Here is a 23,493-nt window from a genome sequence, read left to right as displayed (position 1 = left end):
CGGGCGGGAGTTGATCGGGATCGGTCCGAAAAGCGGCGCCCCGGGGTGGAGCCGCGGGTACCGGCGGTGTGCTGGACAGCGTGGACCGGCCGCCCGACAATCACGCTATGGCCGCTCAGGAGTTCAGCACCCAGCTCGCCCGACCCTCGCAGGCCGAGCGGGACAGCGCGCTGGAGGTGCTGCGGGACGGGGTCGGTAGCGGCCGGCTCTCGCACGACACCTTCATCCGCCGGATGGAGCTGGTGCTGACCGCCCGCAGCCGCGCCGAACTCGCCGAGGTGGTCGGTGACCTGCGCACCTACGGGCCCCTCTCCCGGGTGCTGCTGCGCACCGTGGCGAAGGTCTCCGCGCTGCAGGTCCGGCTCCGGCAGACCTGGCACGCCGAGCAGTTGACCAGGCTGCGGCTGCCCGACCCGGCCGTGCGGCGGCTGCGGATCGGCCGGATGACCGGCTCCGACCTCCGGCTCGGCGACTCGACCGTCTCCCGGCACCACGCCGAGCTGCGCTTCGAGGCCGGCGACTGGGTGCTGTACGACCTGGGCTCCAGCAACGGTACCTACGTCAACGACCGCCGGGTGGCCGGCGGCACCGTGGTCCGGGCCGGCGACCGGCTGCGCTTCGGGCGGTTGGGGTTCCACCTCACCGCCGACTGAGCGAGGCCCCCGGGGGGCGGCGCCGCGCGGTGATCGAAATCAATTTTCCTTAGACTCGGTAATGACGTAGTCTAATGACATGCCCGAGATGTCCGAGGACGACCTGCTGGCGGTCAGCCAGCTGCGGTCGGCCGCGATGCGCCTGGCCCGACGGTTGCGACACCAGCGGGTCGAGGAGTCGCTGAGCCCCACCGAGATGGGGGTGCTCGGCACGCTCGCCCGCTGCGGCAGGGCGACACCCGGCGAGCTGGCCCGCAAGGAGCACGTCCAGCCGCCGTCGATGACCAGGATCATCGCGATGCTGGAGGAGAAGGGCCTGGTGCGGCGCGAGCCGCACCCGGAGGACCGCCGGCAGGTGGTGGTCAGCAGCACGGAGCAGGCCGAGGAGATCCTCAACGAGTCCCGCCGCCGGCGCAACGCCTGGCTGGCCGAGCTCGCCGAGGGCCTCGACGAGGAGGAGTGGGAGCGGCTCAAGACCGCCGCGCCCGTCCTCTACAAGCTGGCCAACATGTGACCGGTCCGGTCCGGACCAGTCCGGCACCCGGCCCCGCCCAGCACCCGTCCCGTCCCGGGCACCCGAAGGAGAACCGCATCACCGCACGACCCACCAGCACCACAGAACGCGCCGCGACCGGACGAACGGTCACGGCGCGCCGAGGGGAGACCACCTTGACACCGCCGGCCGCCCGCGCCGCCGCGATCCGCACCGCGACCATCCGCACCGACCTCCGCACCGACACCCGCCGCCCCGCCGCCGCCCGCCTCACGGGCGTGCGCCACGAGGAACCGCTCACCGACGAAGCGGCCACCACCGGGACCGCGCCCACCGGCGCCCCCGCCGCGCAGAGCCAGGCGCCCGCCCCCGCGGGCCTGCCGGGCAGCGGCGACGACGACCCCGAGCATCCCAACGCGGCGGAGGCCCCCGCCGCTTCGCCGGGCCGGTTCACCCGCCCGGGAGGGATGTTCTCGTCCCTGCGCATCCGCAACTACCGGTACTACTTCGCCGGCCAGGTGGTCTCCAACACCGGCACCTGGATGCAGCGCATCGCCCAGGACTGGCTGGTGCTCAGCCTCACCGGCAGCCCGTTCGCGGTCGGCATCACCACCGCCATGCAGTTCCTGCCGATGCTGCTGCTCGGCCTGTGGGGCGGCGTCCTCGCCGACCGGCTGCCCAAGCGCCGCCTGCTGATCGCCACCCAGGGCGCGATGGGCCTGCTCGCCGCCGGCCTCGCCCTGCTCACCGTCACCGGCGCCGTCACACCCGTCGCGGTGTACCTGTTCGCGCTGCTGCTCGGCCTGGTCACGGTGGTCGACAACCCGACCCGGCAGGCCTTCGTCAGCGAGATGGTCCCCGCCAAGGACCTCGCCAACGCGGTCAGCCTGAACGCCGCCAACTTCCAGACCGCCCGCCTGGTCGGCCCCGCCGTCGCCGGCGCGCTGATCGCCGCGGTCGGCAGCGGCTGGGCGTTCGCCGTCAACGCGCTCTCCTTCGTCGCGGTCATCGGCGGCCTGCTCGCCATGCGGGCCGGCGAACTGCGCCCCGTCGAGCGGATCGCCCGCGAGCGCGGACAGCTCCGCGAGGGCCTGCGGTACGTCCGGGAGCGGCCCGAGCTGCTCTGGCCGATGGTGCTCGCCGGGTTCATCGGCACCTTCGGATTCAACTTCCCGACCCTGCTGGCCGGCTTCGCGCACGACACCTTCCGCGTCGGCGCCGGCGCGTACGGCCTGCTCAACACCGCGATGGCGGTCGGCTCGCTGACCGGCGCGCTGCTCGCCGCCCGCCGGGGCGCGCCCCGGCTGCGCCGCCTGGTGTTCGCCGCGCTCGCCTTCGGCGCGCTGGAGGTGCTGGCCGCGCTCGCGCCCGGCTACTGGACCTTCGCGCTGCTGCTCACCCTGATCGGCGTGTTCGGCCTGACCTTCAACACCTCGGTCAACTCGGCCCTGCAGCTCGGCACCGACCCCGAGATGCGCGGCCGGGTGATGGGCCTGCTGGTACTGGTCTTCACCGGCGGCACCCCGATCGGCGCCCCGCTGGTCGGCTGGATCACCGCCGAGCACGGCCCGCGCGTCGGCCTGCTCGCCTGCGGCCTGGTCTCGGCCGCCGCGGCCGGCGTGGTCGCGCTCGTCCTCGGCCGGATCAGCGGGCTGCGCCTGCGCCTGGACCCGCACCCGGTGCGGACCCGCGGCCGGGTGTTCTCGGTGGTGCAGAAGGGCGACCTGGCGACCGCCTGCTAGCCCGTCGGCCGGACCGCCCGGGCCGGTGGGCTGGCCGGGCCGGGGCCGGTCGGTCCTCGATGGCCGGGAGGGTGCGGGTGGGCCCGAGCCGCTCGTACTGCTCGGCCGGCCGGCCGCCCCCGCCCGCGGAGCGGTCCACCCGGAGCAGGGCGGCGCCGCGCTCGCGGACCCGGTGGCGGGCCCGGCGGCCAGGGCCGCGCCGACGCCGGTGCCGCGGCGGGCCGGGTCGGTGAGCGGCCGGCGGACGAACAGCTCCGGCCCGTCGGCCGGCGCGCAGATGCCCGGCGGGGCGGCGTCACGGTTCCCGTCACCGCCCCCGTCACCGGCCGGGCCGCCGGCCGCGTCGGGAAGGGCGAGCAGGACCAGGTTCTCCGCCGTCACCGCCGAGGCCCGCTCCGCCGCGCCCGGGCGCCGCGACCACCGCCCGGCGATCCACGGCCCGGCGACCACGGCCCGGCGCCCCACTGGCCGGAGCGGACGCGCATGGAGGTCCTTTTATCCGATGGGCGGCGCCGGGGCGGTGGGGCAGGATGACGGGATGAGGCTCTTCGTCGCCGTGAACCCTCCGCCCCTCGCCAAGCACGAGCTCGCCGAGGCCGCCGCGCCGCTGCGCGGGCTGCCCGGTGCGGGCGGGCTGCGCTGGACCGAGCCCGCCGGGTGGCACCTCACCCTGGCGTTCCTCGGCGAGGTGCCGGCCGACGAACTGCCCGCGCTGGAGCACGCGCTGGCCCGGGTCGCGGGCGGGCACCCCGCGCACCGGCTGCGGCTGGCCGGCGGCGGGACCTTCGGCGAGCGGGCGCTGTGGGCGGGCGTCGAGGGGGACGTCCGGGTCCTGCGCGAGCTGGCCTCGGCCGTCCAGCACGAGCTGGGCGCCGCCGACGAGGAGCGCGGCTTCCACCCGCACCTGACCCTGGCCCGGGCCGGCACCACCCGGCGGCACGGCGCGGGCGGCCCGGCCGACCTGCGGGCGATGGCCGACGCGCTGCGGGGGTTCCGGGGCACCGAGTGGCCGGCCGGCCGGATCCAGCTGATGCGCAGCGGGACGGGCTACGGCCCGGCCCGCTACACGGCGCTGGAGGGCTGGCCGCTGGGCCGCTGACGGCCCCGTCAGCCGAGTTCGGGTTCGGCGCGGAGCTGGATCCGGGCCGGTCCGGCGGTGCCGAGCTCCAGCAGGACGAGGGAGTTGGGGCCCGGCCGGAGCAGCGGTCCGGGGCAGTACAGGGTGCGCTGCGGGCCGCGCGCGTCGTAGCGGCCGAGCAGGAACCCGTTCACCCAGAGGTAGCCGTGCCCGCCCTCGGGGACGGCGAGGAAGGCGTCACCGGTGGCGTCCAGGTGCAGGGTGCCGCGGGCCAGCGTCTCGGGCGCGGGGGTGCCCGGGCCCCAGGCGGCGGCCGCGGGCAGCGGGTCGAGGGCGAGCGGCTCGGCCTGCCAGCCGTGCAGGTACTGCCGCTCGTGCCGGACGCCGGTGACGCCCTTGGTCTCGCCGAGCAGCGGCCCGTAGTTGACCCGGCCGAGCGATTCGACCAGCAGGCTGATCCGGGCCCCGCCGCCGGCCGTGACCGGTTCGGCGTCCGCGCCGCGCTCCAGCGAGGCGACGTGCTTCCCGTCGACGCGCAGGCCGGCCCGGTCGCGCAGCCCCTCGACGGTGAGCGGTAGTTCGGGGCTGAGCGCGGGCACCGTGGTGGTGTAGCGGACCAGGCCGTGCTCCAGCCCGAGTTCCTCGAACAGCGGCGGGACGGGCGCGTGCACGGCGGGCCCGAACGGCAGCTCGGCGTACTCGTCGAGGGGCACCTCGCGGGCCGCCAGCACCGGTGCGGGCGCGGGGAGTCCGGGGGTGCGCTCGTCCAGGAACCGCGCCTCGTCCGGGTGTTCGGCGGCGAACTCGGCGAGCACCCGCCGGAACGCCTCGAACTTGGCGGTGGGCAGGCCGCGTTCGTCCAGCGGGGCGTCGTAGTCGTAGGAGGTGACGGTCGGCTGGTACGGGGAGTGCGTCCAGTCGGTGGAGTTGAACGGCGGGTCGGCGTGGTTGGCGCCCGCGGCGGTGCCGAAGTTGGTGCCGCCGTGGGCCATGTACAGGTTGACCGAGCCGCCCGCCGCGAGGATCCGGCGCAGGCTGTCGGCCGCGTCGTCGGCGTCCCGGGTGTGGTGCGGGCGGCCCCACTGGTCGAACCAGCCGTTCCAGAACTCCATGCAGAACGGCGGGTCCTCGGGGCGGTGGCGGCGCAGCGCGGCGAAGCCGCGCTCCGGTTCGGAGCCGAAGTTGACGGTCGCCAGCACCCCGGGGACGGTGCCGGCCGCGAGCATGTGGTCCTCGGGCCCGTCCGAGGTGAACAGCGGCACGCTCACGCCGCGCTCGCGCAGCCCCCGGGCCAGTGCGGCCAGGTACCCGCCGTCGCTGCCGAACGCGCCGTACTCGTTCTCCACCTGCACCATCAGCACGCTGCCGCCCGGCCGCCCCCACTGCCGTTCCACCACCTGCGGCAGCAGCACGTCGAAGAACGCCCCCACCGCGGCCAGGAACTCCGGGTCGCCGGTGCGCGCCCGCCGCCCCAGCCGGGCGGTGAGCCAGCCGGGCAGGCCGCCGTTGTCCCACTCCGCGCAGATGTACGGGCCGGGCCGGACGATCGTCCACAGGCCCTGTCGCCGCGCCTCGTCCAGGAACGCGCCGAGTTCGTCGATCCGGGCGAACCGGCCGGGCGCGGGCTCGTGCAGGTTCCACGGCACGTAGGTCTCGACCGTGTTCAGCCCCATCGCCCGCACCGCCGCGAGCCGGTCGGCCCACTGCTCGGGGCGGCTGCGGAAGTAGTGCACCGCGCCGGACAGGATGCGCAGCGGACGGCCGTCTAGGCGGAAACCGGTCGAGTCGTAGGTGAGCATGCCCCTAGCCTGCCCAACCGGGGGGCCGGTAGCCGCGCGGACATGCGCGGGCGGGTCGAGGGGCATGCCGCGGCTCCCGGCTCCGGCGGGTGTTCCGGGGGACCTGATTTCGGGGCCGGGCGTGCGGCGGATTAGTCTCGGGGGGTGGACCCGAAGACCCGTATGCGGATCGTCACCGGCGCGTTCGTCCTGCTGCTCGCCGTGGTGATCGTCAGCGCGCTCCTGCAGAAGTAGCGGCCGCGTCCCCTGCCGGCGGCGGGGTGGTGCGCAGGCGGCCGAGCATGCCGGGGTTGGCGATGCCGGGGAGCAGCATGCGCCACAGGGCGGTCAGGCGCTGCGGGAGGTCGGCGCGGGCGGTGTAGACCTGGGACATCACGCGGACGCCGGTGAAGGCGGCGATGACCACGTCCGCGGCCTCGTCGAGGTCGAGGCCGGGCAGGGTCTCGCCCTGGGCGGCGGCCTCGGCGAGCAGCCCGCGGACGACGGCCCGGGACTGCTCGTACGGGGTGTCGACGGGGCGGGACAGCGAGGTCTGCTCGACGGCGAGGCGGACGGCGGCGCGCAGCACGGCGTCGGTGTGCAGGCGTTCGGCGAAGGCGAAGCAGAGGTCGATGACGGACTGCAGCCGGCTGGAGTGCTCGGGGACGGCCAGGCCCTCGCCGTGGGCGTCCAGCACGGCGAGCGCGATGGCCTCCTTGGACGGGAAGTGGTGGTAGAGCGCGCCCCGGGTCAGGCCGGTGCGGGCGAGGATCTCGTTGGTGCCGGCGGCGTCGTAGCCGCGCAGGTCGAAGACCTCGGCGGCGGCCTCCAGGATGGCCCGCCGGGAGCGGAGCCCGCGTTCCTGCTTCGTCATTCCGGTCTCCTCGTGCGCGGCCGGGGCCAGGACAGTGCCGACCGGTCTGCATCCTATCGGCAGTCGGGGCCGTCCCAGAGGGAAATGATCTGCTCTTCGGAGGCGGCCGGGGCGGTTTTCCATACAGATGGATCTGTATGGTTTTTGCTCGTGCGGCCCCGCCCCGGAGGCCCGGGAGACGCCGAGGAGGCCCGGTCCGCGTGCGGACCGGGCCTCCTCGGGACGGCGTGCGATCAGTCGTTCAGGTGCTCGACGACGTAGTCGATGGCGCCGGTGAGCTTCTCGACGTCCGCCGGGTCGATCGCCGGGAACATCGCGACGCGCAGCTGGTTGCGGCCCAGCTTGCGGTAGGGCTCGGTGTCCACGATGCCGTTGGCACGCAGTGCCTTGGCGACCGCGGCGGCGTCCACCGAGTCGTCGAAGTCGATGGTGCCGACGACCTGCGAGCGCTCCTCCGGCTTGGCCACGAAGGGCTGCGCGAAGGAGGACTTCTCGGCCCAGGAGTACAGGATCGAGGAGGACTCCGCGGTGCGGGCCACCGCCCAGTCCAGGCCGCCCTGGCCGTTCAGCCACTCCAGCTGGTCGGCCAGCAGGAAGAGGGTGGTGATGGCCGGGGTGTTGTACGTCTGGTCCTTCGAGGAGTTGTCGATCGCGGTCGGCAGGTCGAAGAACGGCGGGACGTACCGGCCGGAGCCGGCGATCTCCGCGGCGCGCTCCAGCGCAGCCGGCGAGAAGGTGGCCAGCCAGAGGCCGCCCTCGGAGGCGAAGGACTTCTGCGGGGCGAAGTAGTAGACGTCCGTCTCGCGGATGTCGACCGGCAGGCCGCCGGCGCCGGAGGTGGCGTCGACCAGGACCAGCGAGCCGGCGTCCGCGCCCTCGGGGCGGCGGATCGGCATCGCGACACCGGTGGAGGTCTCGTTGTGGGTGAGGCCGTAGACGTCCACACCCGCCTCGGCGACCGGCAGCGGGTGGGTGCCCGGGGCGGTCTTGATCACCGTCGGCTCGGCCAGCCACGGGGCGGCCTTCACGGAGGAGGCGAACTTGGAGGAGAACTCGCCGAAGTCCAGGTGCTGCGACTTCTCGCGCACCAGGCCGAAGGCGGCGATGTCCCAGAACGCGGTGGAGCCGCCGTTGCCGAGCACGACCTCGTAGCCCTCCGGCAGCGAGAACAGCTCGGCGACGCCCTGGCGGACGCGCTTGACGATGTTCTTGACCGGGGCCTGGCGGTGGGAGGTGCCCAGCAGGGAGGTTCCGGTGGCGGCGAGGGCACTCAGGGCCTCGGGGCGCACCTTGGAGGGGCCGCAGCCGAAGCGGCCGTCGTTGGGCAGATTGTCGGCGGGGATCTGAATCTGAGCCACCCGCGCAGCCTATCCCCCGGATATGCGCCCGCGGTACGCCCGTCCGGCCGCTGAGACGTGATCTTGGCCGCGCCGGGCAGGCCGCACCGGGGCGCGTGACCCCTGGTCAGGGGCTGTTCGCGCGCCCGGTGGCGGCCGCCGCCGGGCTGACGCCCGGTCAGTCGTTCACCCGGAAGTGGAGCCGGTCGGGTCAGCCGGCGATCTGGTCCCAGCCCTCGATCTCCTGCGGCTTGCGGGCGGCCGGGCCGATGTAGCGGGCGGCCGGACGGACCAGTCGGCCGGTGCGCTTCTGCTCCAGGATGTGCGCCGACCAGCCGGCCGTGCGGGCACAGGTGAACATCGAGGTGAACATGTGCGCCGGGACCTCGGCGAAGTCCAGCATGATGGCGGCCCAGAACTCGACGTTGGTGGCCAGCACGCGGTCGGGGCGGCGGTTGTGCAGCTCCTCCAGCGCGGCCTTCTCCAGCGCCTCGGCGATCTCGAAGCGCGGCGCGCCGAGCTCCTTGGCGGTGCGGCGCAGCACCCGGGCGCGCGGGTCCTCGGCGCGGTAGACCCGGTGGCCGAAGCCCATCAGGCGCTCGCCCTTGTCGAGGGCGTTCCTCACGTAGCCGGCCGCGTCGCCGGTGCGCTCGATCTCCTCGATCATGCCGAGCACCCGGGACGGCGCGCCGCCGTGCAGCGGGCCGGACATCGCGCCGACCGCGCCGGAGAGCGCCGCCGCGACGTCCGCGCCGGTGGAGGCGATCACCCGGGCGGTGAAGGTGGAGGCGTTCATGCCGTGCTCGGCGGCCGAGGTCCAGTACGCGTCGACGGCCTTGACGTGCTTCGGGTCCGGCTCGCCGCGCCAGCGGATCATGAACCGCTCGACGATCGTCTCGGCCTTGTCGATCTCGCGCTGCGGCACCATCGGCAGGCCCTGGCCGCGGGCCGACTGGGCCACGTACGACAGCGCCATCACGGCGGCCCGGGCGAGGTCGTCGCGGGCCTGCTCGGCGGAGATGTCGAGCAGCGGCTTGAGGCCCCAGACCGGGGCGAGCATGGCGAGGGCGGACTGCACGTCGACCCGGATGTCGCCGGAGTGGACCGGGATCGGGAACGGCTCGGCGGCCGGCAGGCCGGGGGCGAACTTGCCGTCCACCAGCAGGCCCCACACGTGCCCGAAGGAGACCTGGCCGACCAGGTCCTCGATGTCCACCCCGCGGTAGCGCAGCGCCCCGCCCTCGCGGTCGGGCTCGGCGATCTCGCTCTCGAAGGCGACTACACCCTCAAGGCCGGGTACGAAATCCGACATCTGAACGGCTCCTTCAGTGATCCGACGCGGCACGCGGCCGTGGTGGGGCGGCGCGCCGGTGGCCGATGGTGGTTGGCACTCGGTGTCAGATTGTCAGGCACGGAGTGCATTGCGCCATACACCACGACGGTGATGTTTCCCCCACGGGCCGCCCGAACCCCTGTCGTCTCCGGCGTCCTCGGCGGATTTTCGGGGCGTCCCGGGCGATAGCCGGACGATTCCCCGCGCAGCGGGTGGTGAAGCGGTGGCGAGCCACCCTATCCCCAGGCGTTCGCTCGGACGTAGCGGCGCCCGGAGCTTGTCGTACGGGATGATGGGAGGGTGCCTACCGCGGAACGCCACCCGAACGCCGAGCCGAGTGCCACGTCCCTGCCCGCCGGTGCCGCCGGCCCGGCCGGGCCCGTCGAGGAGCGGTCCGGGCCCGTCGACGAGCGGCCCTGGCCCGACCCGTCGGTGATGCGCGAGCACTACCGGCACGAGGGGCTGGCCGAGGGGCAGCTCGCCGAGGACCCCTACCGGCAGTTCGCCCGCTGGTTCCAGGAGGCGGGCGAGGCGGGGGTGGCCGAGCCGAACGCGATGGTGCTCTCCACCGCCGACGCCGAGGGGCTGCCGTCCTCCCGGACCGTGCTGCTCAAGGGCTACGACGGGCGCGGCTTCGTGTTCTTCACCAACTACGGCTCCCGCAAGGGCACCGACCTGGCGGCCAACCCGCACGCGGCGCTGCTCTTCCCGTGGATCGCGCTGGCCCGCCAGGTGATCGTCACCGGCCGGGTGGAGAAGGTGGGCCGGGACGAGACCGCCGCCTACTTCCGCACCCGGCCGCACGGTTCGCAGCTCGGCGCCTGGGCCAGCGAGCAGTCCAGCCCGGTGGCCGACCGCGAGGTGCTGGAGCGGCGGTACGCCGACCTGGCCGCCCGCTACCCGGAGGGCGAGGGGGTGCCGGTGCCGCCGTTCTGGGGCGGCTACCGGGTGGTCCCGCGCACCGTCGAGTTCTGGCAGGGCCGGGAGAACCGGCTGCACGACCGGCTGCGCTACGTCGCGGCGGGCGAGGGCTGGCGGGTCGAGCGGCTCTGCCCCTGACGGCGCGTCGGGCGCCGGTCCGCCGGCGGGGGAACGGGATCGCCAGCGGGCCGGTGGCGGCGGGGAGGGTCCCCGCCGGCCTCGGGAGGTGTCGCGATGTCCGGTGAGCGCGGTGACGGGGACGAGGGGGGCTCCCGCCGGAGCGGGAGGGCGGCCGGGGACGGCCGGTCGGTCCGGGTGGCGCCGCCCGGGTCGGCTCCCCAGTTCGACCGTCGCTAGCACGAGCGGGTGTGTTGGTATACCGCCGAATGGCTGACCTGCGGAAAGTGATGAAACGTCAACTCGGGCCGGTGGGACGGCAAAAGACGCGATGTGGAGGTTTCGGGTGGGCTCCACAGGGAACGCGCGATGGCTATGCTTGGCCCCGCCGCATCGGGGCAGGCTCCGCCTGCGCGGTACTTCCATTCGCACGCCTCACTTGAAGAAGGCAACGCCAATGACCACTACTGCACTTGTCGAAGACCTGTCCGGGCCGCGGGCCGCTTTCGAACGCGCCGCCCTGGCCGACCTCGCCGCGCTGGACGCCGAGGACCTCACCGCGCAGATCGAGCGGGTGCTGCCCGCGGCCGCGTCCCGCCAGGTGGCGGTCGCGGCCTTCCAGTCGTCCATCTGATCGCGCGGTAACTGCCGAATCGGTTCGCCCGGGATGTCCGAAACAGTACCTTTCAGCCAGTTCGTGCTGAAGGTCCACAGTCGCTGCGACCTGGCCTGCGACCACTGCTACGTGTACGAGCACGCCGACACGAGTTGGAGCCGCAAGGCCAGGGCGGCCTCGGACGAGGTGCTGGAGCGGACGGCCGGCCGGATCGGCGAACACGCCCGCACCCACCGGCTCCCCGCCGTGCACGTCGTGCTGCACGGCGGGGAGCCGCTGCTGGCCGGCCCGGACCGGCTGCGCCGGGCCGCCGAGCTGCTGCGCGCCGCGCTGCCCGCCGGCTGCGAGCTGGACCTGCGGATCCACACCAACGGGGTGCTGCTGAGCCGCCGGTTCCTGGAGCTCTTCGCCGAGCAGGGCGTCAAGGTCGGCGTCTCGCTGGACGGCGACCGGCTCGCCAACGACCGGCACCGGCTCTTCCCGGACGGCCGCTCCAGCCACGCCAAGGTGCTGGCCGCCCTCGCCCTGCTGCGCGAGCCGGAGTTCCGCCACCTGTACGCCGGGCTGCTGTGCACCGTCGACGTCGCCAACGACCCGGTCGCGGTGTACGAGGCGCTGGTCGCCGAGCAGCCGCCGCGGATCGACTTCCTGCTGCCGCACGCCACCTGGGACCACCCGCCGGTCCGCCCCGAGGGCGCCGGGGAGACCCCGTACGCCGACTGGCTGCTGACGGTCCACCGGCACTGGAGCGAGCGGGGCCGCCCGGTGCCGGTGCGGATCTTCGACTCGGTGCACCGCACCCTGCGCGGCCGCTCCAGCCTCACCGAGTCGCTCGGCCTCGACCCGGCGGACCTGGTGGTCGTCGAGACCGACGGGACGCTGGAGCAGGCCGACAGCCTCAAGACCGCCTACGACGGCGCGCCCGCCACCGGCTTCGACGTGTTCGCGCACAGCCTGGACGAGGTCGCCCGGCATCCGGGCATGCGGGAGCGGCAGTCCGGCCTCGCCGGCCTCGCCGCGCAGTGCCGGGCCTGCCCGGTGGTGCGCAGCTGCGGAGGCGGCCTCTACGCCCACCGATACCGGACCGGCGGGGGCTTCGACCACCCGTCGGTGTACTGCGGGGACCTCTTGAAGCTCATCACCACCATCCGCGACCGGGTCTCGGCCCCCGTCGCCGTGCCCGCCCAGCAGCGCCGGCCGCTGACCGACGCGCACCTGGACGAACTCGCCCGCGGCCTCGGCGGCCCGGACGCCGTCGCCGCCCTCGGCAAGGCCCAACTGGAGCTCTCCCGGAGGCTGGTGACCGCCGTCGGGGCGGCCGGCAACACTCCGGCCTGGCAGCTGCTGGCGCAGACCGACCGCACCGCGCCGGGCGCGCTGGACGCGGTGCTCGCCCACCCGTACACCCGGGCCTGGGCGGTGCGCTGCCTGGGCGGGGAGGGGCGGGCCGACCTGGGCGGGCTGGCCGAGCTGGCGGCGGCGGCCGCGGCCCGCGGGCGGACCGAGTTCGAGCTGGTGGTGCCGGTCCGGGCGGGCTGGCTGCACCTGCCGACGCTGGGCCGGCTGCGGCTGGACGGCCGGAGCGAGGCGGTGCTGCGCGGCGGCCCCGACGGGCTGAGCTGCGGGGAGCACACCGTCGGCTGGGACCGGGCCGGCGACCACCTGTGGCAGCCCGTCCGCCGGGTCGCCCTGCCGGGCTGGACGCTCGCCCTGGAGGACACCGACCCGCAGCGCGACAGCCACCAGTGGCCCGCCGCCGACCGCCTCACCGACGCCGAACTGCTCGACTGGACGGGCGCGTTGCGGGAGGCCTGGGAGCTGCTCGGCCGGGACCTGCCCGAGTACGCGGCCGGCCTCGCGGCCGGCCTGACCACCGTCACCCCGCTCGCCCCCGGGCCTGCCGGGCGGGACGTCAGCGCCGCCGCCCGGCAGGCCCACGGCGCGGTCGGGATCGCCCGGCCGACCACCGCGCCGGTGCTGGCGCTGCTGCTCGCGCACGAGTTCCAGCACGTCAAGCTCGGCGCCGTGCTCGACCTGTACGACCTGTACGACCCGGCGGACGAACGGCTGTACTACGCGCCGTGGCGGCCCGACCCGCGCCCGCTGGAGGGGCTGCTCCAGGGCACCTACGCGCACCTGGCGGTCGCCGCGTACTGGGCCGCCCGGGTGCGGACGTACGACGGGATCCGGGGCGACGCCGCCGCGGCGGCCCGGCGGCAGCTGGCCACCTGGCGGGCGCACACCGCCGACGCGATCGAGACGCTGGCGGGCTCCGGCTCGCTCACCCCGCTCGGGGAGCGCTTCGCCGCGGGGATGCGCACGGCGCTCGCCCCCGCGCTGGCGGTGCCGGTCGGCGCCGCCGCCGAGCGGGCCGCGAAGGAGGCCGCGGCCGCCGACCTGGCCGCCCGGCAGGACGCGGCGGCCCGGCGGTGACCGGCACGGTGGTGCGCCCGACCGGGGCGCTGGGGGAGCGGCCGGAGCACCCCTGGTCGGTCGGCGCGCTCGCCGGGCAGCTGCGGGAGCTGGGCGTCCGGGAGGGTGAGGTGCTGCTGGTGCAGTCCTCGCTGCGGGCGGTCGGGCCGGTCGCCGGGGGCGCGCGGGGAGTGGTGGAGGCGCTCGTCCGGGCGCTGGGGGCGCACGGCACGCTGGTCGTGTACACCGCTACACCCGAGAACTCCCGGACCTCCCCCCACTACCGGGCCGCCACCGCCGGGCTGACCCCCGCCGAACTGGCCGAATACCACCGGCGCATGCTCGCCTGGGACCGCCGGAGCACCCCCGCCTCGCCGACCATGGGCCGGCTCGCCGAGGAGGTCCGGCTGCGGCCCGGCGCGCGGCGCAGCGCGCACCCGCAGACCTCGTTCACCGCGCTCGGGCCCGCCGCCGCCGAGCTGACCGACGGGCACCTGCTGGAGTGCCACCTCGGCGACGACTCGCCGGCCGGCCGGCTCTACCGGGCCGGCGCGCGCTGCCTGATGATCGGCGTGCCGGTGTGGTGCTGCACCCCCCTCCACCTGCTGGAGTACTGGCAGCCCGACCGGCCCGAGCAGCACTACACCTGCGTGCGGCGGGGCCCGGGCGGCGAGCGCGAACTGCTGCGGTTCACCGGCGTCCGACTGGAGGACCGGCACTTCCCGGCGATGGGCGACCTGCTCGACCGGGAGCTCGGCGGCGCGCTGCGCCGGGGCCCGGTCGGCCTGGCCCCGAGCTTCCTGATGCCGATCCGGGAGGCGGTCGACCTCGCCGCCAAGTGGTATCCGAACCGGCCCAGTTGAGTCCCCATCAGATCAAGGCCCTATTCCATTCGGACCGCCGGTCTTCCTACACTTGAGACCCTTTCGGGGGAACAGTGACAGGCGGGCTCGGGGGAGGCGCGTGTGAACAGCGGGGCCGGCCAGAGGAAGGACGCTCCCAGGCCGTACTTCTTCCTCAGCTACGCGCACACCCCGCGGATCAACTCGCGGGGCGCGGCCGACCCCAACCTGTGGGTGGCGAAGCTCTACCAGGACCTGTGCGAGGCGATCCTGCAGATCACCGACGCGCCGTCCGGCCACCCCGTCGGGTTCATGGACCGCTCCATGCACCAGGGCCAGAAGTGGGCCGAGCGGCTCTCCCGGGAGCTGGCCAGCTGCCGGGTCTTCGTGCCGCTGTACTCGCCGCGCTACTTCAAGTCCGAGGCGTGCGGCCGGGAGTGGCACCTGTTCACCCGCCGCTCGGTCTACCAGCGGCGGCCCACCGCCGAGCGGATGACCGGCATCGTCCCGGCGCTGTGGGTCTCCATGGAGCACTACCAGCTGCCCCGGGTCGCCGGTGAACTCCAGTTCAACCACGACAGCTTCGGCGCCGAGTACGCCACCGAGGGCCTGTACGCGCTGATGAAGATCGCCGCGTTCAGCTCCGAGTACCACACCGCGGTGTGGCGGCTGGCCCGGCGGATCGTCGACGTCGCCGAGCAGACCGTCATCCCGGCCGGCCAGGTGCTCGACTTCGAGTCCCAGCCGTCCGCCTTCGACCAGCCCGACACCGCCGACCAGGTCCGGATCTCGGTCTTCTCCTACCAGGAGCGCGAACTGCCCCCGCAGCGCAGCGCCACCTGGTACGGCGAGCAGCGCACCGACTGGCAGCCCTACCGCCCCGACTCCTCCCGGCCGCTGGCCCAGGACGCCGCCGACATCGCCCGCGGCATGGGCTTCCAGCCCACCGTCCGGGAGTTCGACGAGGAGGCCGAACAGCTGCTGACCGGCGAACGGCCGCCCGCGCCGTGCGTCCTGCTGGTCGACCGCTGGGCGTTCCTGGACGGGCGGCGCTCCGACCTGGTGCGCCGGCTCGACCGGCGCAACCTCGGCTCGGTCGCCGTCATCGAACCCTGGAACCGCGACGACCAGCAGAGCCGCGACCACGAACGGATGCTCAACGACCTCGGCGACGGCGTGCTGCCGGTCAGTCGCGGCGCCCGCCGCCGGCCCAGCCTGCGCGACGAGGGCGGCGGCGGCGTCCCCGGCAGCATCGAGGAGTTCCGCGGCGAGATGGAACGCGCCGTGATGCGCGCCTGCACCGCCCACGAACAGCAGCAGCGCGGCGGCCCCGACGACGGACCGCTCGACCGCAGACCCAGCATCGGGCCCTGAACCGGGCCCGACGACGGCACCAGCAAGGCACCGGGCGGTCGGGACTCCGGCCGGTGAGCACGGCGTGCGCACCACGACGGGCACCCAAGGGCCCGGGGGAGGGAACGTCATGACCGAGAGGCCGACGAAGGGCCCGCTGAACCAGGCCCGCCGCCGCGACGCCACCATCGAGAACCGGCACGGCCGGATCATCACCTTCTACTCCTACAAGGGCGGCACCGGCCGCACCATGGCCCTCGCCAACAGCGCCTGGATCCTCGCCGCCAACGGCTACCGGGTGCTGGTCGTCGACTGGGACCTGGAGGCGCCCGGCCTCGCCCAGTTCTTCCGGCCGTTCCTCAACCCCGAGGTGGTCGCCGCCACCACCGGCATCATGGACCTGTTCGGCGACTACCTCGAAGAGGCCCGCCGCCCGGTCGACCGCGACCCCGAGTGGATCGAGGACTTCGCCCGGATCCACCCGCACGCCCTCTCGCTGGCCTGGCCGCACTTCCCCGGCGGCGGCCGGATCGACCTCGTCCCGGCCGGCCAGCAGAACCGCGACTACTCGGTGGCCCGGCTCGACTGGGACCTGCTCTACGAGCGCTACGAGGGCCGCCGGTTCATCCAGTCGCTGCGCGCCGACATGAAGCGCCGCTACGACTACGTGCTGATCGACAGCCGCACCGGCCTCACCGACACCGCCGACATCTGCACCGTCGAGATGCCCGACGACCTGGTGGTCTGCTTCACCCTCAGCGACCAGTCGATCGACGGCGCCTCCCGGATCGCCCGGGTCATCGAGGACCGCTACGGCGACCGCGACATCCGGATCATGCCCGTCCCGATGCGGATCGACGAGGGCGAGAAGGAGAAGGCCGACGCCGGCCGGGCGCTGGCCCGGATCAAGTTCGCCGGCCTGCCCGCCGGCTTCGGCGAGAGCGACCTGGCCCGCTACTGGGCCGGCGTGGAGATCCCCTACCGGCCGTTCTACGCGTACGAGGAGATCCTCGCCCCGTTCGGCGACCAGCCCGGGCTGCCCGGCTCGATGCTCGCCGCCAACGAGCGCCTCACCCGGGAGATCACCCAGGGCCGGGTCGCCGGGCTGCCGCCGATGCCCGAGGACCTGCGGCTGCGCTTCCTCGACGGCTTCGCCCGCCGCCGCCCCACCGCGCCCGCCGACCTGTACCTCAGCTACGTGCCCGAGGACCGGGCCTGGGCCGACTGGATCTCCGCGCTGCTCACCGACGCCGGCTACCGGGTCGTCCCGCGCGACGCCGGGGCCGGCGCCAACCCGCGCGAGGCCACCGGGCGCGGCATCGACTCCGCGTACCGCACCGTCGCGCTGCTCTCCGCCGCCTACCTGCAGTCGCCGCAGGCCCAGGCGCTGTGGGACCGCACCGTGCTCGCCGACCCGGCCGGCGCCCGGCGCCAGCTGATCCCGGTCCGGGTCTCCGACGTCCGCCTCAACGCGCCCTACAACAACCGCAACCCGGTCGACCTGATCGGCCGCGACGAGCCCGCCGCCGCCACCGCGCTGCTGCGCGCGCTCGGCCGCACCGAGACCGAGCTGCCCGAGCGCAGCCCCGGCGCGCCGCGCTTCCCCGGCACCAAGCCCACCTACTGGGAGGTGCCGCAGCGCAACCACTCCTTCACCGGCCGGGTCAAGGTCCTCGACGACCTGCGGGCCCAACTGGCCGGCGGCACCACCGCGGTGCTGCCGCCGCCGCAGACCCTGTACGGCCTCGGCGGCGTCGGCAAGACCCAGGTCGCGCTGGAGTACGCGCACCGCTACATGTCGCACTACGACCTGGTGTGGTGGATCGACGCCGAGCAGAGCGAGAACGTCGTCGTCGACCTCGCCGACCTGGCCGGCCGCCTCGGACTGCGGGTCGGCGACAACGTCAGCGAGGCCGCGCAGGCCGCCCGCGACGCGCTCCGGCAGGGCATCCCGACCTCCAACTGGCTGCTGATCTTCGACAACGCGGACGAGCCCGCCGAGATCCGCCGGTTCTTCCCCGACGGGCCGGGCCACATCCTGGTCACCTCCCGCAACCAGGGCTGGTCCGGGCAGGCCGGCGTGCTCAACGTCGACGTGTTCGACCGCACCGAGTCCGTCGACCACCTCACCCGCCGGGTCCGCGGCCTGGCCCGCCCCGACGCCGACCGGGTCGCCGAGGCCGTCGGCGACCTGCCGCTCGCCGTCGAGGTCGCCGCCGCCTGGCTGGAGACCACCCGCACCCCCGTCGACACCTACGTCAACCAGCTCAAGGCCGAGGCCACCAAGGTCCTCGCGGCCGGCGAGACCCCCGTCGACTACCCCACCCCCGTCGGACTCACCTGGAACGTCTCCATCACCCGGCTGCGCGAGCAGTCGCCCGCCGCCGTCCGGCTGCTCGAACTGTGCGCGTTCTTCGCGCCCGAGCCGATCTCGCTGCGGCAGTTCTTCTTCTCCGAGCAGATGCGGCTCGCCCTCGTCCCCTACGACGAGGAGCTCACCGACACCTTCCTGCTCGGCAAGGTGCTGCGCGCCGTCAGCCGCTACGCGCTGGCCAAGACCGACGCCGGCTCCGACTCCTTCCAGGTGCACCGCCTCGTCCAGGCCGTCGTCCGCAGCGGCATGCCCGAGGCCGAGCGCAACCTCGCCATGCACCAGGTGCACCGCATCCTGGTCAACGCCCGGCCCCAGCGCGGCGACACCGACGACCCCGCCAACTGGCCGACCCTGGAGAAGATCTGGCCGCACCTCACGCCGTCCCGGGCCCAGGACTGCGACGAGCGCGAGGTCCGCGAACTGCTCATCGACCGGGTCCGCTACCTGTGGAAGCGCGTCGACCTCGAACAGGCCCTCCAGCTCGGCCGCCAGCTCGACGCCGCCTGGACGGTCCGGGCCGAGACCGAACCCGACCTCGCCGAGCAGAAGATCTGGCGCCGGCAGATCCTCAGCCTGCGCCTGCAGATCGCCAACGTGCTGCGCTCCCAGGGCGCGTACGGCGACTCGCTGGCCCTCAACCAGGCCACCCTGATCGGCCAGCGCGAACTCCTCGGCGAGCACCACCCGTACACCCTGATGACCGCCAACTCGATGGCCGCCGACCTGCGCTACCTCAACCGCTTCCAGGAGGCGCTCGCCCTCGACCAGGACACCTACAACCAGTTCGTCGAACTCTTCGGCGAGGACGACCCGCGCACCCTCACCGTCGCCAACAACCTCGCCATCGACCACCGCCTGGTCGGCAACCCGCTGGCCGCCCGCGAACTCGACCAGGACACCGTCGAACGCGGCTCCGCCGTCCGCGGCCCGCACCACCCCTACACCCTCGGCACCAAGTCCAACCTGGCCCGCGACCTGCGCGAGATGGGCGACTACAAGGGCTCGGTCGAACTGCTCCGCGAGGTCACCGAGGCCTTCGCCGACCTCCCGCAGTCCGACCTGCCCGAGGAGCTGCGCAACGCCAAGTCGCTCGCCGTCTCGCTGCGCCGGGCCGGCCAGTACGCCGAGGCCCGCGAACTCACCGAACGCACCTACGAGCGGTACGTCGACCTGTTCGGCCCCGACTTCGCCGACACCCTCGCCTGCCGGCTCAACCTCGCCGCCGACCACAGCGCCGCCGGCGACAAGGAGACCGCCCGGGACATCGCCACCGACGCGTACGAGGGCCACCAGCGGCTGTTCGGCGACGACCACCCCTTCACCTTCGCCTGCGAGAACAACCTCGCCATCTACCTGCGCGGCTCCGGCGACCTGGAGGGCGCCATCGCCCACGGCCGCACCGCCTCGGCCGGCCTGGCCCGGGTGCTCGGCGACGACCACCCCTTCGTCCTCAACGCCAACATCAACCTCGCCAACGCGCTCGCCGAGACCGGCGCGTACGAGGAGGCCGAGGCGCTCGGCCGCACCGCCTACGACGGCCTGGTCGACCGCTACAGCGCCAACCACCCCGACGCGCTGATCTGCCGCGCCAACCTCGCCGTCACCCTCCGCGCGGCCGGCCGCCGGGGCGAGGCGGAGGCGCTGCGGATGCAGGCGGTCGCCGGGCTCGTCGAACTCTTCGGCGAGGACCACCCGTCGGTCGTCGCGGCCCGCGGCTGGCAGCGCACCAACCGGGACCTGGAGCCGCAGCCGCTCTGACCCGGGGGCGCGGACCGGGGCGGGGGAGCCGCGCGGCTCCCCCGCCCCGGTCCGCGCGGCTACGCGTGGGCGGCCCAGCGGATGGCGTCGGTCATCTCCTTGAGGGAGCCGAAGTGCGCGGCGCCCGGTTCGAGGTAGAGCTGGGCGCCGGGGATGTGGTCGGCGAGCCAGGCGGAGTGCTTGACCGGGGAGAACTTGTCGTCCGCGCCGTGCCAGATCCGGACCGGGACGCGGATGGTGTCGACGGCGAAGCCCCAGTCGGCGATGAAGGCCAGCACGTCGTCGATCCAGCCGTCGGCGCCGTAGCGGAAGGCCTGCCGGTAGGTGGAGTGCAGCATCCGGCGGATGCCGATGTCGGCGACCACGGTGCGGTCCGGCGGGGAGAGCTCGGGCACCAGGTCGCGGATCAGCTGGGCCGGGTCGCGGCGGATCGCCCCGGACCGGAGCTGGAACGGGCCGGCGATCCGCGGCTGCCCCAACTCGGCCTGCCGGTAGGCGCGTTCGTTGGAGGGGGTCATCCCGTCGAACCAGTCCAGGCCGTCCGCGTGGCGCGGGGCCAGCGAGACCTGGGTGGCGGCCCGGCGCACCCGGCCCGGCAGCAGCGCGGCGCAGGCCAGCGCGTGCGGGCCGCCGCCGGAGCGGCCGACCACGGCGAAGCGGTCGAGGCCGAGCGCGTCGGCGATCGTCGTGACGTCGGCCGCGGCGGCGGCGACGTCCCGGCCGGGCAGCCGGGTGGACTCGCCGTAGCCGGGGCGGTCGAAGGAGATCAGCCGCACCCCCATCCGGGCCAGCACGGCGCCGCGCGGGGCGGGGCCGACCCGGCTGCCCGGGGTGCCGTGCAGCAGGAACACCGGTCTGCCGGACGGGTCCCCGGAGGTCTCGACGGCGAGGACGCCGCCGTCCGGCGTCTCGATCCTCCGTGTCGCCACGCGGCCCTCCTGCTCAGCTGGGGATGTCGAGGCTGCGCACCTCGCGGCGCGCCTGCCAGGTGGTGTGCTCCCGGGAGATGGCGTCCTCGGCGTCCCGGGCGAGCCGGGCCCAGATCTCCTCGGCGTCCGCGGTGCCCAGGTCGGCGGCGGCCAACTGGGCCTCCACCTTGGAGAGTTCGGCGGCCGCCAGGGTGTACGCGGCGGCCTGCGGACGGTACTGGCGCAGCTGGGCCCAGGCCGAGATGGACGCGGCGACGGCGGAGATCGAACCGAGCGCGTCGAAGCCGAACTCGCCCAGCGCCCGCAGCACCGCCAGCAGCAGGCCGAGCGCGGGCAGCACGATCGCCAGCCGGCCGACCCGGCGGGTCGCGTTGCGACACTGGATGGCCTTGGCCTGGTACCACTGGCGCTGGCTCTGCACCCGCTCGCGCAGGTAGACCTCGCGGCGCACCGGCAGCGGCTGGTCGCGCAGCCGCTCCATGGTCTCGGTGATCTGCGGGTGGCGGGCCGGGGCGCGCCAGGTGCCGAGCTCCGCGGTGACCCCGGGGGAGACCAGGTCGGTGTCGAACTCGCCGAGGATCCCGGAGAGCTGGATGTCGTAGAGGCGCTCGGCGTCGGGCAGCTTGCGCGGCGGCGGCTGGTAGGAGTCCGCCCGCACCGCGTACTTCCACACCAGGGTCTTCACCGACTCGGCGACCGCCCGGCCGTCGTACCAGAGCCGCTGCGGGTTCTGCCGGGCGACCGTGACGGCGGTGAACAGCGCGCCGAGGTAGGCGACGGCGGCGGCCCAGGCCCAGACCGGGCCGTCCGCGGAGCCGGCGACGGCGGCGCCGACCAGCAGCAGCAGCTCCCAGCGGGAGAGCGCCACCGCCCGGGCCTGCCCCTGCAGGGACGCGCCGTCGGCGGCCCAGAAGACGCGTGGGAGCAGGTCCTGCTCCCGCACGAAGCCGATCGAACGCCCCGCCCCAGCCGCCATCCCCGCCCCCGCAGCGCAGTCTCACCGGTCTCGGGAGTCCTTCCCAGTGCCGGGCGAACTCACACGAGGCACACCGGAGTTGGCCGAATGGGGCGGGTTCGGCGGCGGTTCACCAGGCGTAGAAGATCCGGTCCGCGTTGTCGGCGATCACCTTGTTGTTCCACTCGGTGCCGCCGTCCACGTTGCCGGAGCGGAACAGCGGCGGGGTGATGCCGCGGTCGGCCAGCTTGGCGATCGCCGAGGCCACCACCGACTGCATCAGGGCGCTGGTGGTGATGGTGGACACCGAGCCGAACGGGGCGCCAGCGCCGGGGTGGTCGAGCTCGCCGTCGCCGAGGCCGATCTTGCTGTCCAGGACGACGTCGCAGTTGTCCTTGAGGTAGGTGCCGGACGGGTCGTTCGAGCTCACCGCCCCCGGGTAGGCCAGCGAGGTCACGCCGATCACCCGCAGGCCGCGGTCGCGGGCGTGCCGGGCCAGCTCGACCGGCATCACCTGGCGGCCGGAGAGCGAGATCACGAACAGCAGGTCGCCGCTGCGGGCCGGGGTCAGGTCGAGCGTGGTGGTGGCCAGGCCGGAGACCCGCTCCAGCGCGCTGCCCAGGTGCGCGGGCATCACGTTGACGCCGGTCATCCCGGGCACGTTCAGCAGGTTCATCACGACCAGCCCGCCGGCCCGGTAGACCACGTCCTGGGCGGCCAGCGAGGAGTGCCCGGCGCCGTAGGTGAAGATCCGCCGTCCGTGCTCGACGGCCTCGGCCAGCAACTCGGCGGCGGCCTCGATGTTCTCTCCCTCCTCGGCGCGGATCCGCTCCAGGTGGGCCACGGCGGCGTCCAGGTACCGGCCGACCAGTTCGCTCATCTCTGCTCCGTACGGGCTCGGGGGCGGCCGGTGGTCCAGACCGCTGCTGGGAGAAAGCTACGGCGTGCACGGTGGCCCGGGCCGGACCCGGCTGTCAACAGTCCACGAAAGAGTGCGGGCATAGCGGGCTCGCGCATCTGGTTGTCACCTCGGTACGTCAGAATTGGCGGTGAGGACACCGAAGAACGGAGCCAGGGGCGATGTCAGGGCTGATCGACACCACTGAGATGTACCTCCGCACCATCCTGGAGCTGGAGGAAGAGGGCATCACCCCGATGCGCGCCCGGATCGCCGAGCGGCTGGAGCAGTCCGGCCCGACGGTGAGCCAGACGGTGGGCCGGATGGAGCGCGACGGCCTGCTCCAGGTCGCCGAGGACCGGCACCTCGAACTGACCGACGACGGCCGCCGGTTGGCCGTCCGGGTGATGCGCAAGCACCGCATCGCCGAGTGCCTGCTGGTGGACGTGATCGGCCTGGAGTGGGAGCAGGTGCACGAGGAGGCCTGCCGCTGGGAGCACGTGATGAGCGAGACCGTCGAGCGCAAGGTGCTCGCGATGCTCGGCCACCCCACCCAGTCCCCGTACGGCAACCCGATCCCGGGCCTGGACGAGCTCGGCGACACCAAGGCCGAGGGCGAGGGCTACGACGCCGGGCTGGTGACGCTGGAGGCCGTGGCCGCCAAGGACGGGGCGGACGTGGTGGTCCGCCGGATCGGCGAGCCGATCCAGACCGACGGCGAGCTGATGCGCACCCTGCGCCGGGCGGGCGTCCGCCCCGGGGCGACGGTCCGGGTCTCCCCGGCGGTCGGCGGCGTGCTGGTCGGCACCGGCGAGAGCGCCGCCGAGCTCGGCAAGGAGATCGCCGCGCACGTGTTCGTCGCCCAGCCGTAGCCGTAGCCGTAGCCGTACCCGTAGCCGTAGCTGCTGCCGGGGGGGCCCGGGCCCGGGGGGCGGGGGCCCCCCCCCCCCCCCCCCCCCCCCCCCCCCCCCCCCCGGGGGGGCCCCCCCCCCCCCCCCCCCCCCCCCCCCCCCCCCCCCCCCCCCCCCCC

At 74.5% G+C, this 23,493-nt stretch carries 18 protein-coding genes; 11 read left to right on the top strand and 7 right to left on the bottom strand.

Annotation, left to right across the window (positions count from 1 at the left end):
* The first annotated feature begins 107 nt into the window (after window positions 1-107).
* The 4 genes from ACZ3J7_RS25490 (at window position 108) to thpR (ending at window position 3,987) form a co-directional block, all read left to right on the top strand.
* A complete protein-coding gene (locus ACZ3J7_RS25490) occupies window positions 108-653 on the top strand; it encodes an FHA domain-containing protein (RefSeq protein WP_465625056.1) in 546 nt (181 codons plus the stop codon).
* 79 nt (window positions 654-732) lie between these two features.
* Window positions 733-1,167 carry a MarR family winged helix-turn-helix transcriptional regulator gene (locus tag ACZ3J7_RS25485; protein WP_465625054.1) on the top strand — a complete coding sequence of 145 codons (435 nt, stop codon included), beginning with the start codon at window positions 733-735 and terminating at the stop codon, window positions 1,165-1,167.
* A 446-nt stretch (window positions 1,168-1,613) separates the two neighbouring features.
* Window positions 1,614-2,888 (top strand): MFS transporter, encoded by a 1,275-nt coding sequence (locus ACZ3J7_RS25480; RefSeq protein ID WP_465625246.1) that lies wholly within the window; start codon window positions 1,614-1,616, stop codon window positions 2,886-2,888.
* Between the two features lie 538 nt (window positions 2,889-3,426).
* Complete coding sequence (gene thpR / locus ACZ3J7_RS25475; RefSeq protein ID WP_465625052.1) at window positions 3,427-3,987, top strand: RNA 2',3'-cyclic phosphodiesterase; 561 nt, start codon at window positions 3,427-3,429, stop codon at window positions 3,985-3,987.
* A gap of 8 nt (window positions 3,988-3,995) precedes the next feature.
* On the opposite strand, the gene ACZ3J7_RS25470 is transcribed toward thpR, so the two are convergent.
* From ACZ3J7_RS25470 to ACZ3J7_RS25455, 4 genes are all read right to left on the bottom strand, one after another.
* Window positions 3,996-5,765 (bottom strand): glycoside hydrolase family 35 protein, encoded by a 1,770-nt coding sequence (locus ACZ3J7_RS25470; protein ID WP_465625050.1) that lies wholly within the window; start codon window positions 5,763-5,765, stop codon window positions 3,996-3,998.
* Between the two features lie 211 nt (window positions 5,766-5,976).
* Window positions 5,977-6,618: a ScbR family autoregulator-binding transcription factor gene (locus ACZ3J7_RS25465; protein ID WP_465625048.1), complete on the bottom strand. Its 642-nt coding sequence runs from the start codon at window positions 6,616-6,618 to the stop codon at window positions 5,977-5,979.
* Between the two features lie 233 nt (window positions 6,619-6,851).
* A complete protein-coding gene (serC, locus tag ACZ3J7_RS25460) occupies window positions 6,852-7,976 on the bottom strand; it encodes a phosphoserine transaminase (RefSeq protein ID WP_465625046.1) in 1,125 nt (374 codons plus the stop codon).
* A gap of 190 nt (window positions 7,977-8,166) precedes the next feature.
* Window positions 8,167-9,267: a citrate synthase 2 gene (locus ACZ3J7_RS25455; protein ID WP_465625044.1), complete on the bottom strand. Its 1,101-nt coding sequence runs from the start codon at window positions 9,265-9,267 to the stop codon at window positions 8,167-8,169.
* A 456-nt stretch (window positions 9,268-9,723) separates the two neighbouring features.
* On the opposite strand from ACZ3J7_RS25455, the gene pdxH reads away from it, so the two are divergent.
* The 6 genes from pdxH to fxsT all read left to right on the top strand — a co-directional run bounded on the left by pdxH (window position 9,724) and on the right by fxsT (window position 19,681).
* A complete protein-coding gene (pdxH, locus tag ACZ3J7_RS25450; protein WP_465625244.1) occupies window positions 9,724-10,347 on the top strand; it encodes a pyridoxamine 5'-phosphate oxidase in 624 nt (207 codons plus the stop codon).
* A gap of 436 nt (window positions 10,348-10,783) precedes the next feature.
* Window positions 10,784-10,960: an FxSxx-COOH cyclophane-containing RiPP peptide gene (gene fxsA, locus ACZ3J7_RS25445; RefSeq protein ID WP_465625042.1), complete on the top strand. Its 177-nt coding sequence runs from the start codon at window positions 10,784-10,786 to the stop codon at window positions 10,958-10,960.
* 33 nt (window positions 10,961-10,993) lie between these two features.
* Window positions 10,994-13,375 carry an FxsB family cyclophane-forming radical SAM/SPASM peptide maturase gene (locus ACZ3J7_RS25440; protein WP_465625040.1) on the top strand — a complete coding sequence of 794 codons (2,382 nt, stop codon included), beginning with the start codon at window positions 10,994-10,996 and terminating at the stop codon, window positions 13,373-13,375.
* Window positions 13,372-14,217, top strand: a complete 846-nt coding sequence (locus ACZ3J7_RS25435) for an AAC(3) family N-acetyltransferase (RefSeq protein WP_465625038.1) — start codon at window positions 13,372-13,374, stop codon at window positions 14,215-14,217. Before ACZ3J7_RS25440 ends, ACZ3J7_RS25435 begins: the two co-directional genes overlap by 4 nt.
* A 102-nt stretch (window positions 14,218-14,319) precedes the next feature.
* Window positions 14,320-15,570, top strand: a complete 1,251-nt coding sequence (locus ACZ3J7_RS25430) for a TIR-like protein FxsC (RefSeq protein ID WP_465625036.1) — start codon at window positions 14,320-14,322, stop codon at window positions 15,568-15,570.
* A gap of 109 nt (window positions 15,571-15,679) precedes the next feature.
* Complete coding sequence (gene fxsT, locus ACZ3J7_RS25425) at window positions 15,680-19,681, top strand: FxSxx-COOH system tetratricopeptide repeat protein (RefSeq protein WP_465625034.1); 4,002 nt, start codon at window positions 15,680-15,682, stop codon at window positions 19,679-19,681.
* Window positions 19,682-19,740: 59 nt separating this feature from the next.
* Here fxsT and ACZ3J7_RS25420 read toward each other — a convergent pair whose 3' ends face one another.
* The 3 genes from ACZ3J7_RS25420 to ACZ3J7_RS25410 form a co-directional block, all read right to left on the bottom strand.
* Window positions 19,741-20,610: an alpha/beta fold hydrolase gene (locus ACZ3J7_RS25420; protein WP_465625032.1), complete on the bottom strand. Its 870-nt coding sequence runs from the start codon at window positions 20,608-20,610 to the stop codon at window positions 19,741-19,743.
* Window positions 20,611-20,623: 13 nt separating this feature from the next.
* Entirely contained in the window at window positions 20,624-21,553 is a 930-nt protein-coding gene (locus ACZ3J7_RS25415) for a DUF4231 domain-containing protein (RefSeq protein ID WP_465625030.1), read from the bottom strand.
* A gap of 142 nt (window positions 21,554-21,695) precedes the next feature.
* Complete coding sequence (locus tag ACZ3J7_RS25410) at window positions 21,696-22,445, bottom strand: sugar isomerase domain-containing protein (protein WP_465625028.1); 750 nt, start codon at window positions 22,443-22,445, stop codon at window positions 21,696-21,698.
* A 200-nt stretch (window positions 22,446-22,645) separates the two neighbouring features.
* Between ACZ3J7_RS25410 and ACZ3J7_RS25405 the strand changes: the two genes are divergently transcribed.
* Window positions 22,646-23,335, top strand: coding sequence for a metal-dependent transcriptional regulator (locus tag ACZ3J7_RS25405; protein WP_465625026.1), 690 nt, complete (start codon window positions 22,646-22,648; stop codon window positions 23,333-23,335).
* Window positions 23,336-23,493 lie beyond the last annotated feature (158 nt).

Source organism: Kitasatospora sp. NPDC015121 (genome assembly GCF_055562955.1).
The sequence above is the reverse complement of the archived record's forward strand: the minus strand, read 5'-3'. Positions and strand labels throughout refer to the sequence as shown.